This window comes from Brachybacterium hainanense (genome assembly GCF_042434575.1).
Classification (GTDB): domain Bacteria; phylum Actinomycetota; class Actinomycetes; order Actinomycetales; family Dermabacteraceae; genus Brachybacterium; species Brachybacterium hainanense.
Map to the genome: position 1 here is coordinate 50,515 of NZ_JBHLSV010000029.1, position 15,198 is coordinate 65,712.

Below are 15,198 nucleotides of genomic sequence, written 5' to 3' on the forward strand. Positions count from 1 at the left end.
CCCGATGGCGAGACGGCGCTCCCTCCTGCGGCATCTGGTGGTGCCGCTGTCGATGGCGCTCCTGCTGGGCGGCATCGCCGGCGGCACCTACGTCGCGCTCAGCACCTACGGCGACCGCCCGCAGGCCGGCACGTGCGTCGCCTCGGGCCTCGGCACCACGCACCGCTACTCGACGGAGCAGACCGCGAACGCCGCGCTGATCAGCGCGATGGCCGTGGACCGGCAGCTGCCTCCGCGCGCCGCCTCGATCGCGCTCGCGACCGCCTACCAGGAATCCCGCCTGGAGAACATCGACCACGGCGACCGCGATTCGCTGGGCCTGTTCCAGCAGCGCCCCTCGCAGGGCTGGGGCACGCCCGAGCAGATCATGGACCCGATCTACTCGACGGGCGCCTTCTACGACGCTCTCGAGGAGGTGCCCGGCTACCTGGACATGTCCGTGAACGACGCCGCCCAGACGGTGCAGCGCTCCGGCTTCCCGGAGGCGTACGCCGATCACGAGACCGAGGGACGCCTGTACGCCTCGGCGCTGACCGGACGCTCGGGCGCGAACCTCGTGTGCTCGCTCGAGAACCCCTCCGGACCGGGGCTGCCGCAGGAGGTGCGCGACCGCCTGTCCGAGCAGTTCCCGCGCGCCGTGGACGCCGGGCGGCTGCGCGCCGAGCTCTCCTCCGACGCCGCCCTGCGCGCCGGAGCGCCGCAGGGCACGGGTGCGACCGCCCTCGTCATCGACGTCGGAGAGGACGACCCGCTCGGCTGGGCGGTCGCGAACTGGGCCGTCGCCCGCGCCGCCGACGACGGGATCGTCCAGGTCTCCTACGGCGGCCGCAGCTGGGACCGCAGCATCCACGGCGAGGACGGCGTCTGGCGCGAGGGAGAGGATCCGGCGCCGGGACGCGTGGTCGTGCTGGTCGCGGGCTGAGTCCGGCGTGCGGGGATCTGCTGTCCTCCTGCCGGTGACGGCGCCGATCCCGTCCGAGCGATGCCGCTGAGACGACGGCGGGTTCACGCGGCCGCGAGCCCCTGCTCGAGGCCGGAGCCCCGCCACCCCGTGCTCGAGGGACGACAGGGCTCCGACGCGAGGAGCCGAGCGCTCAGTGGTCCAGGCGACGCTCCTGGGCGAGCTTCTGCTGATGCGCCCGATGCTCCTCCTCGAGCTCGGACTGGAGCTGCTCCAGGCGCAGCTCCGTGGTGCCGGTGCGGGACTCCATGGGCACGTACTCGCGCTCGGCATGGCCCGTGTAGATCTGCCGCGGACGGCCGATCTTGGTCTCCGGGTCGTGGACCATCTCCTGCCACTGCGCGATCCAGCCGGGGAGGCGGCCGATCGCGAACAGCACCGTGAACATCTGCGTCGGGAAGCCGATCGCCTTGTAGATGATCCCCGTGTAGAAGTCGACGTTCGGGTAGAGGCGGCGCTCGACGAAGTAGTCGTCCTTGAGCGCGATCTCCTCGAGCTTCATCGCGAGCTCGAGGGACTCGTCGTGCACCCCCAGGCGCTCGAGCACGTCGTCGGCGATCTTCTTCACGAAGCGAGCGCGCGGGTCATAGTTCTTGTAGACCCGGTGCCCGAAGCCCATCAGGCGGATCCCGTCCTCCTTGCGCTTGACCTTCTCCATGAAGTCGCGCGGGTCCATGCCCTGCTCCTGGATGGTGCTGAGCATCTCCATGACGGCGGCGTTCGCGCCGCCGTGCGCCGGCCCGGAGAGCGCTCCGATGCCCGCGGAGATCGAGGTGAACAGGTTCGCCTGCGCGGAGCCGACCAGGCGCACCGCGGAGGTCGAGCAGTTCTGCTCATGGTCGGCGTGCAGGATCAGCAGCTGCTCCATCGCCCGGACGACGACCGGGTCGGCGATGAACTCCTCGACGGGGAAGCCGAAGGTCAGGCGGAGGAAGTTCTCGATCAGCGAGAGACGGTTGTCCGGGTAGAGCAGGGCGTGGCCCTGCGCGATGCGATGCGCGTAGGCGGCCATCGTCGGCATCTTCGCGAGCAGCCGCACGGTCGACAGGCGGGTCTGCTCGACGTCGAAGGGGTCCAGGGAATCCTGGTAGAAGGTCGACAGCGCGGAGACCCCGGCCTGCAGGACCGCCATCGGATGCGCATCGCGCGGGTAGGCCTCGAACATGCGCTTGAAGCGCTCGTCGAGCAGGGTCCGGCGCTCGACCTGCGTGGTGAAGCTGTCCAGCTGCCCCTTGGTGGGGAGCTCGCCGTTGATCAGGAGATAGGACACCTCGAGGAAGGTCGAGTGCTCGGCCAGCTGCTCGATCGGGTAGCCGCGGTAGCGCAGGATCCCGTTCTCGCCGTCGATGTAGGTGATCGCGGACTTCGTGTTCGCGGTGTTCATGAACCCCGGGTCGTAGGTCACCGACCCGGTGGTCTTCCGCAGCGGCGCGATGTCGATCCCGTGATTGCCCTCGACGGCGGGGACGAGGGGGAGGTCGAGGTCGTGCCCCGAGTAGGACAGTCGGGCGGAATCGTTCGCGTGATCCATGGGCTCTCCGTTGTGCAGGTCGGATCGGATGACGGACAGGACGCTCAGGCCGAGGCCAGCCGGGTCGCGGCGGCCGCGATCCTCTCGTCCGTGGCGGTGAGGGCGACGCGGACGAACGCATCCCCGGCTTCACCATAGAACATTCCCGGGGCGCAGAGGATTCCGAGGTCCGCGAGGCGGCCCACGCTGCGCAGGGCGTCCTCCTCGAAGGTCGTCCACAGGTACAGCCCGGCCGCGGAATGCTCGATGCGGCCGCCGAAGGCCTCGAGGGCCGGGCGCAGGGCATCGCGACGGTCCCGGTAGCGCTCGCGCTGCTGGGCGACGGCCGTATCGTCCTCGAGGGCGACGGCCATGGCCGCCTGGATCGGGGCGGGGAGCATCATCCCCGCCTGCTTGCGCACGGCCGTCAGCTCGCCGATCAGCTCCGCGTCCCCGGCCGCGAAGGCCGCGCGGTAGCCGGCGAGGTTGGACTGCTTGGACAGCGAGTACACGCACAGCAGTCCGCTCAGGTCCCCGCCGTTGACGTGCGGGTCCAGCACGGACGGCACGGACTCCACGTCCCAGGGCAGGAGGGCGTAGCACTCGTCGGAGGCGACGATGATCCCGCGACCCCGCGCCCACGCGAGGATCGCCTGCAGCTGCGAGGCGTCCAGGACCGCGCCCGTCGGATTCGAGGGGCTGTTCAGCCACAGCAGCCGGATGCGGGAGGGGTCCGCGCCCCCGAGGGCCGCGTCCCCGCGGGCGGCGAGGTCGGCCATGTCCACGGGCAGCGCCTGAGCCCCCGCGAAACGGGCCCCCATGTCGTAGGTCGGGTACGCGATGTGGGGGTGGGCGACGACGTCACCGGCCCCGATGCCCAGCTGGAAGGGCAGGTGCGCCACCAGCTCCTTCGAGCCGACCGTCGGCAGCACATGCTCACGGCTCAGCTCCGCTCCGGCGCCCCGACGGCGCCGGGCGAAGCCGACCAGCCCGTCGCGCAGGGCGTCGCTCCCGACGGTCGTCGGGTAGCCGGGGGCGTCCGACGCATCGGCGAGGGCGCGTCGCACGCCCTCCGGGGTCGGATCCACGGGGGTGCCCACCGAGAGGTCCACGATCCCGTCGGGATGGGCCTCGGCCCGGCGACGCGCCTGCGCGAGGGAGTCCCAGGGGAAGGCGGGCAGCCGGCCGGCCAGGGACCGGCGGCGGGGTGCGCTATCGATGCTCATGCTCTGTCCTGGACCTCTCCGGGCCCTCAGGCCTCGTGCTGCGGGGGAAGTGCGGCGATCAGCGGGTGATCCTTGTCGATCACGCCCATCTTGGCCGCGCCGCCGGGAGCGCCGAGCTCGTCGAAGAACTCGACGTTGGCGTTGTAGTAGGCCGCCCACTCATCGGGGAGATCGTCCTCGTAGTAGATCGCCTCGACCGGGCAGACCGGCTCGCAGGCCCCGCAGTCCACGCATTCGTCGGGCTGGATGTAGAGGGAGCGGGTGCCCTCGTAGATGCAGTCCACGGGGCATTCGTCCACGCATGCCCTGTCCTTCACATCCACGCAGGGCAGGGCGATGACATAGGTCATGACGGGGCAGATCCTTCCGGGGGCGATGCGCGACGGGTCCATCCTCTCACCGCCGCGGGTGCTGGCCGAGCCGGGGCCTGTCGTGTCGGCCACGCGCTACCCTGCGTCCATGACCGCTCCCCCGCCGCCGCCCGCCGTGCGCCCGGGCTGGGCGCCGTTCCTCGTGCCCGGGACCCGGGTCGTCCTCCGGCATGCGATCGATCCGGGCGCCGCCCCGCACGGGGAGACGAGGAGCGACGCGCTGGGCACGGTGCAGGCGGCTGATGCCGATGCCGTCACGATCATGACGCGACGCGGGGAGGTGACGGTGCTGCGCGGCCTCGTGCTGGCGGCGAAGGAGGTCCCGCCCCCGCCCCGGCGACGGCCCCGCACTCCCCCGCCGGGGTGAGCCACGGCCCCGGCGGCGGGCTCTCAGCGCCGACGGCGTCGCAGCAGCGTCACGGCGAGCGCGACGAGGAAGGGGATCAGCACGCCGAGCCCCTGCACGATCCAGCCGGAGACCTGCATCCGTCCGCCGATCACGGCCGGCATGAGCACTCCGCCCCCGGCTCCCGCTCCGGCCAGCGGCATCACGGCGATGCCCCAGACGCAGGCGAGGACGAGGACGGGCAGGCGCGATCCGGTCACGGCGAGGAGGAAGATCGAGGCGACCGTCTGGAACAGGCCCCCCAGCACGAGGCCGAGCGGCAGAGCGAGCCCGAGCACATCGATGCTCAGCCGGTGCAGGCTCACCATGAGCCCCACCGAGATGAGGGCGATGACCCCGGCGAGGACGCACTGCATGATGCGCCCGGCCGCATCCGGGGCCGGGGGCGCCGCGTCCTGCCGGGGTCCGGCGCTCACGCGGAGGCCTTGGCCCGCCCGCGGGCCCGCGCCCGCTCGCCGGCGTTCAGGATCACCTTGCGGATCCGGACGATCTCCGGGGTGACCTCGACGCACTCGTCCTCGGCAGCGAACTCGAGAGACTCCTCGAGGGTGAGCTTGCGCGGCGGGATCAGGTTCTCGAAGGAGTCGGCGGAGGCGGCGCGCATGTTCGTCAGCTTCTTCTCCTTCGTGATGTTGACGTCCATGTCCTCGTTGCGGGAGTTCTCTCCGACGATCTGGCCCTCGTAGACCTCGGAGGTCGGCTCGACGAAGAAGGACCCGCGCTCCTGCAGGTTGATCATCGCGTAGGGGGTGACCGCTCCGGGACGGTCCGCGACGAGCGAACCGGTCGCGCGGAACTCGATCGGGCCCATCCACGGCTCGAAGCCCTCGGAGATCGAGGCGGCGATGCCGTTGCCGCGCGTCTCGGTGAGGAAGCGGGTGCGGAAGCCGATCAGTCCGCGCGAGGGCACGAGGAACTCCATGCGCACCCAGCCGGAGCCGTGGTTGCTCATCGTCTCCATGCGTCCCTTGCGGGAGGCCATCAGCTGGGTGACGGTGCCGAGGAACTCCTCGGGCACGTCGATCGTCATGCGCTCGACGGGCTCGCAGGTCTTCCCGTCGATCTCGCGGGTGAGGACCTGCGGCTTGCCGACGGTCAGCTCGAAGCCCTCGCGGCGCATCTGCTCGACGAGGATCGCGAGCGCGAGCTCGCCGCGGCCCTGCACCTCCCACGCGTCGGGACGCTCGGTCGGGAGGATGCGCAGGGACACGTTGCCGACGAGCTCGGCGTCCAGGCGGTCCTTGACCTGGCGGGCGGTGAGCTTATGGCCCTTGGCGTTCTTGCCGGCCAGCGGCGAGGTGTTGATGCCGATGGTCATCGAGATGGCCGGATCGTCGACGGTGATCAGCGGCAGCGGGCGCGGGTCCAGGGCGTCGGCGAGGGTCTCGCCGATCATGATCTCCGGGATGCCGGCGACCGCGACGATGTCGCCGGGACGCGCCGGGCGGGTCATCTGCTCGCGGGCGAGGCCCTTGGTCTCCAGCAGCTCGGTGATCTTGACCGTCTTCACCTCGCCGTTCTCTCGGCACCAGGCGACCTGCTGGCCCTTGGTGAGCTCGCCGGACTTCACGCGCAGCAGCGCGAGGCGGCCCAGGAACGGGGAGGCGTCGAGGTTGGTGACGTGGGCCTGGAGCGGGACCTCGTCGTCGTAGGACGGCGCCGGGATCTTCTCGATGATCGTCTTGAACAGCGGCTCGACGGTCTCGGAGTCCGGGAGGGTGCCGTCTGCCGGCTTCTCGGCGCTCGCGCGGCCCGCCTTGCCGGAGGCGTAGATGACGGGCACGTCGAGGATCGCGTCGAGGTCGAGGTCCGGGACCTCGTCGGCGAGGTCGGAGGCCAGGCCCAGCAGCAGGTCGGTCGACTCGCCGACGACCTCGTCGATGCGGGCGTCGGGACGGTCGACCTTGTTCACGACGAGGATCACGGGCAGGTGGGCGGCGAGCGCCTTGCGCAGCACGAAGCGGGTCTGCGGGAGAGGGCCCTCGGAGGAGTCCACCAGCAGCACGACGCCGTCGACCATGGACAGGCCGCGCTCGACCTCCCCGCCGAAGTCGGCGTGGCCGGGGGTGTCGATCACGTTGATGGTGATGCCGTCGCTCTCGCCGATGGCGGCCGCGGTCGGGCCCGTGTAGCGGATCGCGGTGTTCTTCGCGAGGATCGTGATGCCCTTCTCGCGCTCGAGCTCGCCGGAGTCCATCGCCCGCTCTTCGTGCTTGTCGCGCTCGCCCCAGGCGCCGCCCTGCGTGAGCATGGCGTCGACCAGCGTGGTCTTGCCGTGGTCGACGTGGGCGACGATCGCGACGTTCCTGAGGTCATTGCGGTGCTGGATGGTCATGCGGGGGCAACTCGATTCGTCGTCGGGGGCGGCCACGATTCGAGGGGGCGCACGCGGATGGGCGCATTCGGGCCGTAGGGATTCTATCGGCCGCAGCGGCTGGCCCGCTGGTGTGATAGGACACGCCGGGCGATCGACGCCTCCCGTTCATCCTCCGGCCGGGTCCTCGCCCCTCGGCGGCGGAGGAGCACCCGGGGGCTCCTCCGCCGCCGTGCCGCGACGGTCTCAGACGTGCTGGCCTCCCGCGAGGGGGTCCCGGGGGTCCTCTCTCCCGCCCGGGCCCGTGGGCTCCGTGTCCGCGGGGGCCTCGAGGTCCTCGACCTCGACCTCGATGACCTCCGATCCCGCGAGGGGGATCGAGCCGCCGGGGATCGCCGCGAGCAGGCGCTTGGTGTACTCCTCCCGGGGGTCGTGGAAGACCTGCTCCGTCGTCCCCTGCTCGACCACCCGGCCCTTCTCCATGACCAGGGTGTCGTCGGCGATCTGCCGGACGACCGCGAGGTCGTGGGTGATGAAGATGTACGACAGCCCCAGCTCGGCCTGCAGGTCGTTGAGCAGCTCGAGGACCTGTGCCTGCACGAGCACGTCGAGGGCGGAGACCGCCTCGTCGCACACGACCACCTCGGGGTCCAGCGCGAGCGCCCGTGCGATCGCGATGCGCTGGCGCTGCCCGCCGGAGAGCTCGTTGGGGTAGCGGCGCATCATCGTCGCCGGCAGCGACACCTTGTCGAGCAGATCACGGACCTTGGCCTCGCGGCTGCTCGCATCGCCGATCCCGTGCAGCCGCAGCGGCTCCTCGATCGTGCGGTAGATCGAGTACATCGGGTCCAGGGTCCCGTACGGGTTCTGGAAGATCGGCTGCACCCGGCGCCGCAGCGCCTTCAGGTCCGCCCCACGGTACGAGGTCACGTCGCGCCCCTCGAAGAGGACGCGGCCCGAGGTGGGCTCGAGCAGCTTGAGGACCATCTGGGCGACGGTCGACTTGCCCGACCCCGACTCCCCCACGATCGCCGTGGTCGTGCCCCGACGCAGCGTGAGGGACACGTCGTCGACCGCGCGGAAGGGCGTCGAGCGCCACGGCACCCTCCCCCGGATCGGGAAGTCCTTGGTGAGGTTCTCGACCGTGATCACGGCATCCGATGCGGACGCGCCGTCCGCCGCCGCGGCATCCGCGACCTGCCCGGCGACGGCCTGGGCCTGCTCCGCGATCTGCGCCCGCTCCTTGATCGAGACGAGCCGGCGCGAGGCGAGCGAGGGAGCGGCCGCGATCAGCCTCTTCGTGTACGGGTGCCGCGGGGACTGGAGGATCTCCAGCGCCGGCCCGGACTCGACGACCTGTCCCTTGTACATGACCACGAGGTGCTGGGCGCGCTCGGCGGCGAGGCCCAGGTCGTGCGTGATCAGCAGCACGGCGACGCCCAGCTCCGTGGTGAGGGAGTCGAGATGGTCGAGGATCTGCTGCTGGACCGTCACGTCGAGGGCGCTCGTGGGCTCATCGGCGATGAGCAGCCTGGGCCGGGCGGCCAGGCCCATCGCGATGAGGGCGCGCTGCTTCATGCCGCCGGAGTACTCGTGCGGGTACTGGCCCGCGCGCCGCTCGGCATCGGGCAGGCCGGCTTCCTCGAGGAGCTGCACGGCACGTGCCCGGGCGGCCCGGCCGCGGGCGACGCCGTTGGCCTCGAGCGCCTCCGTGATCTGGGCGCCGACCTTCCACATGGGGTTGAGGTTGCTCATCGGGTCCTGCGGCACCAGGCCGATCTCGCTGCCGCGCAGAGCGAGGATCTCCCGGTTCGGCACGGAGGTGATGTCCTTCCCGCCGAAGCGGATGCTGCCTCCGGTGACCGAGCCGTTGCCGGGCAGGAGCCGCGCGATGCTCATCGCCGTGGTCGACTTCCCGGAGCCGGACTCGCCGACGATCGCGACGGTCTCCCCGGGGTAGACGGAGAGATCCGCACCGCGCACCGCGCGGACGGGGCCGGTCGAAGTGGTGAAGGTGATCTCGAGGTCGGAGATCTCCAGGAGCGGCTGGGCGGAGTTCATCGCTTCCTCGCCTTCGGGTCGAGGGCGTCGCGGACGGCGTCGCCGAGCATGATGAAGCTCAGCACGGTGATCGCGAGCGCCATCGAGGGGTAGAACAGCATCATCGGGTGGGTGCGCAGCGAGCTCTGGGCCGAGGAGATGTCCCCTCCCCAGGAGACCGCGCTGGGAGGCAGGCCCACGCCGAGGAAGGTCAGCGTCGCCTCCGCGACGATGAACACGCCGAGGTTCACGGTCGCCGTGACGATCACCGGGGCGATCGCATTGGGGACCACGTGCCGCAGCAGGATCGAGGCGCGGCTCGCGCCGAGGGCCGTCGAGGCGGTCACGAAGTCCTGGTTCTTCACGGAGATCACGGCCCCGCGCATGATGCGAGCGATGTTCGTCCAGCCGAACACGCCGAGGATGAGCGCCACGATCCACACGTTCATGCTGCCGAAGCGGTTCCCGATCACGATCGCGCCGAGGATCAGCGGGATCGCGAAGAAGATGTCGGTGATGCGGGAGAGGATCGCGTCGAGCACCCCGCCCAGGTATCCGGCGAGCGCGCCGAAGGCCGAGCCCACGAGGGTCGACAGGAGCATGGCGAAGAAGCCGACGGTCACCGAGGCGCGGGTGCCGTACACGGTGCGGGCGAGGACGTCATAGCCCTGCTTGCTGGTGCCGAAGGGGTGCTCGGCGCTGGGTCCCTGGTTGGCCTGCTGGAGGTTCCCGTAGGTGGGGTCCTGGCTCGCGAGCAGCTGCGGGAACGCGGCGACGAACAGGACCAGCAGGATCAGCAGCGCGGAGACGAGGAAGACGGGGTTGCGCACGAGGGACCGGGATGCCTCGGCCCACATCGACCGCGGCGCGGCGGTGGTGTCGACCGCGTCCACGGCGTGCAGCGGGGTCTCCTCGAGCGGCGCGACGACGTGCTCGGCGCGGGGGCGGAGGGGGCGGGTGTCACTGGGCATAGCGGATCCTCGGGTCGAGCACGGCGTAGAGCAGGTCCACGACCAGGTTGGAGAGCAGGAAGATGATCACGAGGATCGTCACGAGGGAGACGATCATCGGGCTCTCCCCGTCGTTGATGGAGCGGAACAGCAGCGAGCCGATCCCGTTGATGTTGAAGATCCGCTCGGTCACGATCGCCCCGCCCATCAGGGCCCCGAGGTCCGCGCCGATGAAGGTGACCACCGGGATCAGGGAGTTGCGCAGGATGTGCTTGGTGATGACCCCTCCGCGCGAGAGCCCCTTGGCGGTCGCGGTGCGCACGTGGTCGGCGGTGGCGGTCTCCGCGATCGAGGTGCGGGTCAGGCGCAGCACGTAGGCGAAGGACACCGCGCCCAGCACGAAGCCGGGGACGAGCAGGTTCATCAGCGACGGGTCGCGGCCGACGTTCACGGGGACGATCTCGAGCTTCACCCCGAGCACGAACTGGGCGACGAAGCCGATCACGAAGGTCGGAACGGCGATCACGAGCAGCGAGACCATGAGCAGCGTCGTGTCGATCACGGTGCCCTTCTTCAGGCCCGCGAGGACGCCCGCGGCGACGCCGAAGACGGTCTCGACGACGACTGCGATCAGGGCCAGGCGCATCGTCGCAGGGAAGGCCGCCACGATCTGATCGAGGATCGGGCGCCCGTTGAATCCGACGCCGAAGTCGCCCTGGACGACGTCGCCCAGGTAGATCAGCCATTGGACGAGGATGGGCTTGTCGAGGTTGTACTGCTCGCGCAGGACCTGAGCGACAGCCGGGGAGATCGGCTTCTCACCCGCGATCGTCGCGATGGGGTCGCCGGAGGAGGCGAAGGCCATCAGATAGACGATCAGGGTGGCGCCGAGGAAGACGGGGATCATCTGCAGCAGTCGCCGCCCGATGTACCAGATCACGTCGGTCACCTTCGTTGGGAATGCAGGGGGAGGCCGCGCTGCGGTGCGGCGCGGCGGGTCCGGGTTTCGGACATGACCGGGCGGGAGACGGCATCCTCGCCGTCTCCCGCCCGGTCAGGGGATCACTTGGTGATCGCGTAGTACAGCGGGACCGTGTCCCAGCCGTAGGTCACGTTCGAGACCAGATCCGAGAATCCGCCGAAGGTGTTCTGGTACCACAGCGGGATCGCCGGCAGGTCCTCCATGAGGATCGCCTCGGCGGCGTGGTACTTCTCGTTCGCCGCGTCCACGTCCGGTGCCGCGAGGCCCTCCTGCAGCAGGGCGTCGAACTCGGGGTTCTTGTAGTCCCCGTCGTTGGAGCCCCTGCCGTCCGCTGCGGCGGAGGAGTAGATCGGGCCCAGGAAGTTGTACGTGGAGGGGTAGTCCGCCTGCCAGCCGGAGCGGAAGGCGCCCTTCATGGTGCGCTCGGTGATCTGCTGCCGGAACTCGCCGAAGGCCGGGAACGGGTTCGGCGCGGCGTTGATCCCGAGGGTGTTCTTGATCGAGTTGCAGACCGCCTCGACCCAGCCCTTGTGCGGCCCATCGGCGTTGTAGGCGAGGGTGAAGTCCCCCTGGAAGGGCTGGAGGGCCTCCGCCTGCGCCCACAGGTCCTGGGCGATCTTCTCGTCGAACTGGAGGACCTCGCTGCCGGGGATGTCCGTCACGCCGCCGCCGTCGATCACGGGGGCGACGAAGTCGGTCGCGGGGGTGCGGGTGCCGAAGAAGAGCGAGTCGCAGATCGTCTGGCGGTCGATGGCCCGGGAGATCGCCTTCCTGCGCAGCGCGCCTGCCTCGCCCTGGAAGTTCGGATCGTTCTGCGCGATCGTGAACGATTGGAAGACGGCGCCCGGATCGTTGACCGCCCGCTCGCCCAGCTCCGCCTCGAAGCTCTCGAGCGCGGAGTCCGGGATCTGGTCGCTCACGTCGACGTTGCCGGAGATCAGGTCGTTGTAGAGCGTCTCCGGATCCGCGTAGATCACGAAGGTGAGGCCCGCGTTCTTCGCGGCGCGAGGACCGTCGTAGTTCTCGTTGGGCAGCAGCACGATCTCCTGATCGTGCGTCCACGACTCGACCTTGTAGGGGCCGCTGCCCACGGGCAGCTGGCCGAAGGCCTCCATGTCGTCGTAGGCCGAGGGCGGCATCGGCTTGTACGCCGAGTAGCCCAGGCGGCTCGGGAAGTCCGACTGCGCGGACACGAGCGTGACGGTGAAGGTGGTCTCGTCGACGACGGCGAGCCCCGACAGCGTCTGGTCCGCGGTCGCGCCCTCGGCGGAGACCACGTCGAAGCCTTCGATCGGCTGGAAGAACGACTGGCTCTTCTGCGCGTTCGCGGTGTTGGCGCCCCAGTTCCAAGCGTCGACGAAGTCCTGGGCGGTCAGGGGCGAGCCGTCGGAGTACTTCAGGCCCGCGCGGATCTTGATGGTCCAGGTCTGGTTGTCCTCGGACTCGATCGATTCGGCGAGCTCGTTCTCGACCGCGCCCTCGGCCGTGTAGTAGACGAGGCCTGAGAAGATCGAGTCGATGACCCGGCCACCGCCGACCTCGCTCGTGTTCTGGGGGACGAGAGGGTTCTCGGGCTCGGTGCCGTTGGCGAGAACGGGGTCGCCGCTGCCGGTGCCGCCGCCGTCGCTGCCGCCGCCGGAAGCGCCGTCGTCGCCCTTGCCTCCGCATGCCGCCAGGGTGAGGGCGGCTGCGCTGGTGGCCGCGGTGCCGAGGATCATCGACCGTCGCGAAAGTGCCATGGATCGCTCCTGTTTTTCCACTCTGAAAAGGACCGGCGACGCAGCACTGCGCCGTCGGAGTCGTCCCAGTGTGCACCATGTCAACCCGATTCCAGGTCATGGACCGGTCACGGTTTCGTTGCGCTTCGTCGCCCCCGCGGCCCCGCGATGCTCCCGGGCTCCCCCGGATCCGGGGGACAATGGGTCCATGAGCGATGCACCCGCGGCCCTCGCCGCCTCCGAGCCCGTCGACCCCACCACCACCGCCGCCTGGGAGGCCCTCGAGGAGCACGACCTCGTGCTCACCGGCTCCCTGCGCGAATGGTTCGCCGCCGATCCGGAGCGGGCGGCGCGCTTCACCCACGACGCCGCCGAGCTGCACGTGGACCTCTCCAAGAACCTCATCACCGCCGAGACCGTCGAGCTGCTGCTGCAGCTCGCGGAGGAGACGGGCGTGCTCGCCCGCCGCGACGCCCTGTTCGCCGGCGCCCACATCAACACCACCGAGGACCGCGCCGTCCTGCACACCGCGCTGCGGCGTCCGCGAGGTGCCCAGCCGTCTCTCGTCGTCGACGGGCAGGATGTCGACGCGGACGTCCAGGAGGTGCTCGGGCGGGTGAGCGCCTTCGCCCGCCGCGTCCGCTCCGGCGAGTGGACCGGCGTGACCGGCAAGCGCATCGAGACCGTCGTGAACATCGGCATCGGCGGCAGCGATCTGGGGCCTGTGATGGTCTACGAAGCGCTGAAGCCGTACGCCCAGGACGGGCTCCTGGCGCGCTTCATCTCCAACATCGACCCGACCGACGCCTACGAGACCACCCGGGATCTCGATCCGGAGACGACCCTCGTCATCGTCGCCTCGAAGACGTTCACGACCCTCGAGACGATCACCAACGCGAAGCTCGTCCGCGAATGGCTGCTGACCTCGCTCGCCGAGCGCGCGGGGCTGGCCGAGGACCAGCGGGCCGAGGCCATCGCGAAGCACTTCGTCGCCGTGTCCACGGCGCTCGACAAGGTCGCCGAGTTCGGCATCGACACCGACAACGCCTTCGGCTTCTGGAACTGGGTGGGCGGGCGCTACAGCGTCGACTCCGCGATCGGCACCTCGCTCGCGATCGTGCTGGGCCCCGAGGTCTTCGAGGAGCTCCTGGCGGGCTTCCACGCCATCGACGAGCACTTCCGGACCGCTCCGGCCGAGCAGAACGTCCCCCTGCTCATGGGGCTGCTGAACGTGTGGAACGTGAACTTCCTCGAGGCGGAGACCCATGCGGTCCTCCCCTACTCCCAGTACCTGCACCGCTTCCCCGCCTACCTGCAGCAGCTGACGATGGAGTCCAACGGCAAGTCGGTGCGCTGGGACGGATCCACGGTCACGACGGAGACCGGGGAGATCTTCTGGGGCGAGCCGGGCACCAACGGCCAGCACGCCTTCTACCAGCTGATCCACCAGGGCACCCGGATCATCCCGGCGGACTTCATCGCCTTCGCGAATCCCGCGCACCCGCTGCGCGACGGCGAGCAGGACGTGCATGAGCTCTTCCTCGCCAACTTCTTCGCGCAGACGAAGGCGCTCGCCTTCGGCAAGACCGCCGAGGAGGTCCGGGCCGAGGGCACCGAGGGCGCCCTCGTCGCGGCCCGGGAGTTCTCCGGCGACCGGCCCACCACCTCGATCATCGCCTCCGCGTTGACCCCGTCGGTGCTGGGCCAGCTGATCGGCCTGTACGAGCACATCACCTTCGTCCAGGGCGCCGTGTGGGGCATCAACTCCTTCGACCAGTGGGGCGTCGAGCTGGGCAAGCAGCTCGCCAAGGGCCTGGCTCCCGCCGTCGCCGGGGACGAGGACGCGATCGCCGCGGAGGACTCCTCCACCGCCGGGCTGATCCGCTACTACCGCGCCCACCGCACCGTCTGAGATGACGCACGAGAGGACGGGGAACGGGCGGGGCGGGGCCCTGTCCGTCCCCCGCCCCGCCCGTCCTCGGCGGTTCCGTCGGCTGCCGGTCGCCGCCGCGGCGCTGAGCGTGCTCGGGGCGCTCGCGATCCTCGTCGCGACCGGCGTCATCTGGCCGGGCCGGATCTTCGCCGCCCCCTACGAGGTCCGCGGTGTCGACGTGTCCTCCTACCAGGGCGGGATCGACTGGGAGCTGCTGGCCGGGGACGACCTCGAGTTCGCCTACATCAAGGCGACCGAGGGATCGTCCTCCGTGGATCGCCGCTTCGCCGCGAGCTGGGAGGGGGCACGCCGCACCGATCTGCTGGTCGGGGCCTACCACTTCCTGTCCTTCGAGAGTTCCGGCGAGGCGCAGGCCCGGCACGTCATCGAGACGGTCCCAGCCGATGCGACTCTCCCGATCGCCGTGGATGTCGAGTACTACGGGGACTACTTCGCACACCCGCCCTCGCGCGCCGAGGTCGACGCGATCCTCGCACCGCTGCTCGAGGAGCTCACGGCGCACTACGGCGCGCCCCCGGTCATCTACGCGACCCCGGCCGCCTATGACGCCTATATCGCCGGGGCCTACCCCGACAGCCCCATCTGGATCCGCTCCGTCGTGGTCCCGCCGCGACTGTCGGACGGCCGGGACTGGACCTTCTGGCAGTACTCCCACCGCGACCGACGCCCCGGATACGACGGCGAGGAACCATACATCGACATGAATGTCTATCGCGGCACACGGGCCCAGCTCACAGAGCTCACGGGCTGACCTGGCGCACATGCG

The 15,198-nt window shown here is 70.3% G+C and carries 13 protein-coding genes; 4 read left to right on the forward strand and 9 right to left on the reverse strand.

The genetic code is table 11. The features are described from left to right. Window positions 1-4: 4 nt before the first annotated feature. Entirely contained in the window at window positions 5-922 is a 918-nt protein-coding gene (locus tag ACFFF6_RS17605; RefSeq protein WP_376982802.1) for a hypothetical protein, read from the forward strand. A 172-nt stretch (window positions 923-1,094) separates the two neighbouring features. Here the strand turns inward: ACFFF6_RS17605 and ACFFF6_RS17610 are convergent, their stop codons facing one another. The 3 genes from ACFFF6_RS17610 to fdxA are packed head-to-tail and all read right to left on the reverse strand — an operon-like array spanning window position 1,095 to window position 4,047. Continuing rightward, entirely contained in the window at window positions 1,095-2,492 is a 1,398-nt protein-coding gene (locus ACFFF6_RS17610) for a citrate synthase (protein ID WP_376982803.1), read from the reverse strand. Window positions 2,493-2,536: 44 nt separating this feature from the next. Further along, a complete protein-coding gene (gene dapC / locus ACFFF6_RS17615; protein WP_376982804.1) occupies window positions 2,537-3,697 on the reverse strand; it encodes a succinyldiaminopimelate transaminase in 1,161 nt (386 codons plus the stop codon). Between the two features lie 26 nt (window positions 3,698-3,723). After that, window positions 3,724-4,047 carry a ferredoxin gene (fdxA, locus tag ACFFF6_RS17620; RefSeq protein ID WP_376982805.1) on the reverse strand — a complete coding sequence of 108 codons (324 nt, stop codon included), beginning with the start codon at window positions 4,045-4,047 and terminating at the stop codon, window positions 3,724-3,726. A gap of 109 nt (window positions 4,048-4,156) precedes the next feature. On the opposite strand from fdxA, the gene ACFFF6_RS17625 reads away from it, so the two are divergent. After that, window positions 4,157-4,435 (forward strand): acetyltransferase, encoded by a 279-nt coding sequence (locus tag ACFFF6_RS17625; protein ID WP_376982806.1) that lies wholly within the window; start codon window positions 4,157-4,159, stop codon window positions 4,433-4,435. Between the two features lie 23 nt (window positions 4,436-4,458). Here ACFFF6_RS17625 and ACFFF6_RS17630 read toward each other — a convergent pair whose 3' ends face one another. The 6 genes from ACFFF6_RS17630 to ACFFF6_RS17655 form a co-directional block, all read right to left on the reverse strand. Continuing rightward, window positions 4,459-4,890 (reverse strand): hypothetical protein, encoded by a 432-nt coding sequence (locus ACFFF6_RS17630; protein WP_376982807.1) that lies wholly within the window; start codon window positions 4,888-4,890, stop codon window positions 4,459-4,461. Further along, the gene (typA, locus tag ACFFF6_RS17635) at window positions 4,887-6,809 is read right to left on the reverse strand and encodes a translational GTPase TypA (RefSeq protein WP_376982808.1); all 1,923 of its coding nucleotides are present in this window, start codon (window positions 6,807-6,809) and stop codon (window positions 4,887-4,889) included. Before typA ends, ACFFF6_RS17630 begins: the two co-directional genes overlap by 4 nt. A gap of 225 nt (window positions 6,810-7,034) precedes the next feature. Further along, window positions 7,035-8,849 carry a dipeptide ABC transporter ATP-binding protein gene (locus tag ACFFF6_RS17640; protein WP_376982809.1) on the reverse strand — a complete coding sequence of 605 codons (1,815 nt, stop codon included), beginning with the start codon at window positions 8,847-8,849 and terminating at the stop codon, window positions 7,035-7,037. Further along, the gene (locus ACFFF6_RS17645; RefSeq protein ID WP_376982810.1) at window positions 8,846-9,799 is read right to left on the reverse strand and encodes an ABC transporter permease; all 954 of its coding nucleotides are present in this window, start codon (window positions 9,797-9,799) and stop codon (window positions 8,846-8,848) included. Before ACFFF6_RS17645 ends, ACFFF6_RS17640 begins: the two co-directional genes overlap by 4 nt. After that, the gene (locus ACFFF6_RS17650) at window positions 9,789-10,718 is read right to left on the reverse strand and encodes an ABC transporter permease (protein ID WP_376982831.1); all 930 of its coding nucleotides are present in this window, start codon (window positions 10,716-10,718) and stop codon (window positions 9,789-9,791) included. Before ACFFF6_RS17650 ends, ACFFF6_RS17645 begins: the two co-directional genes overlap by 11 nt. A gap of 122 nt (window positions 10,719-10,840) precedes the next feature. Next, complete coding sequence (locus tag ACFFF6_RS17655) at window positions 10,841-12,499, reverse strand: peptide ABC transporter substrate-binding protein (RefSeq protein WP_376982811.1); 1,659 nt, start codon at window positions 12,497-12,499, stop codon at window positions 10,841-10,843. A gap of 187 nt (window positions 12,500-12,686) precedes the next feature. On the opposite strand from ACFFF6_RS17655, the gene pgi reads away from it, so the two are divergent. Beyond that, window positions 12,687-14,390 carry a glucose-6-phosphate isomerase gene (gene pgi / locus ACFFF6_RS17660; protein WP_376982812.1) on the forward strand — a complete coding sequence of 568 codons (1,704 nt, stop codon included), beginning with the start codon at window positions 12,687-12,689 and terminating at the stop codon, window positions 14,388-14,390. Between the two features lies 1 nt (window position 14,391). Further along, the gene (locus ACFFF6_RS17665) at window positions 14,392-15,183 is read left to right on the forward strand and encodes a GH25 family lysozyme (protein WP_376982813.1); all 792 of its coding nucleotides are present in this window, start codon (window positions 14,392-14,394) and stop codon (window positions 15,181-15,183) included. Window positions 15,184-15,198: the final 15 nt, after the last annotated feature.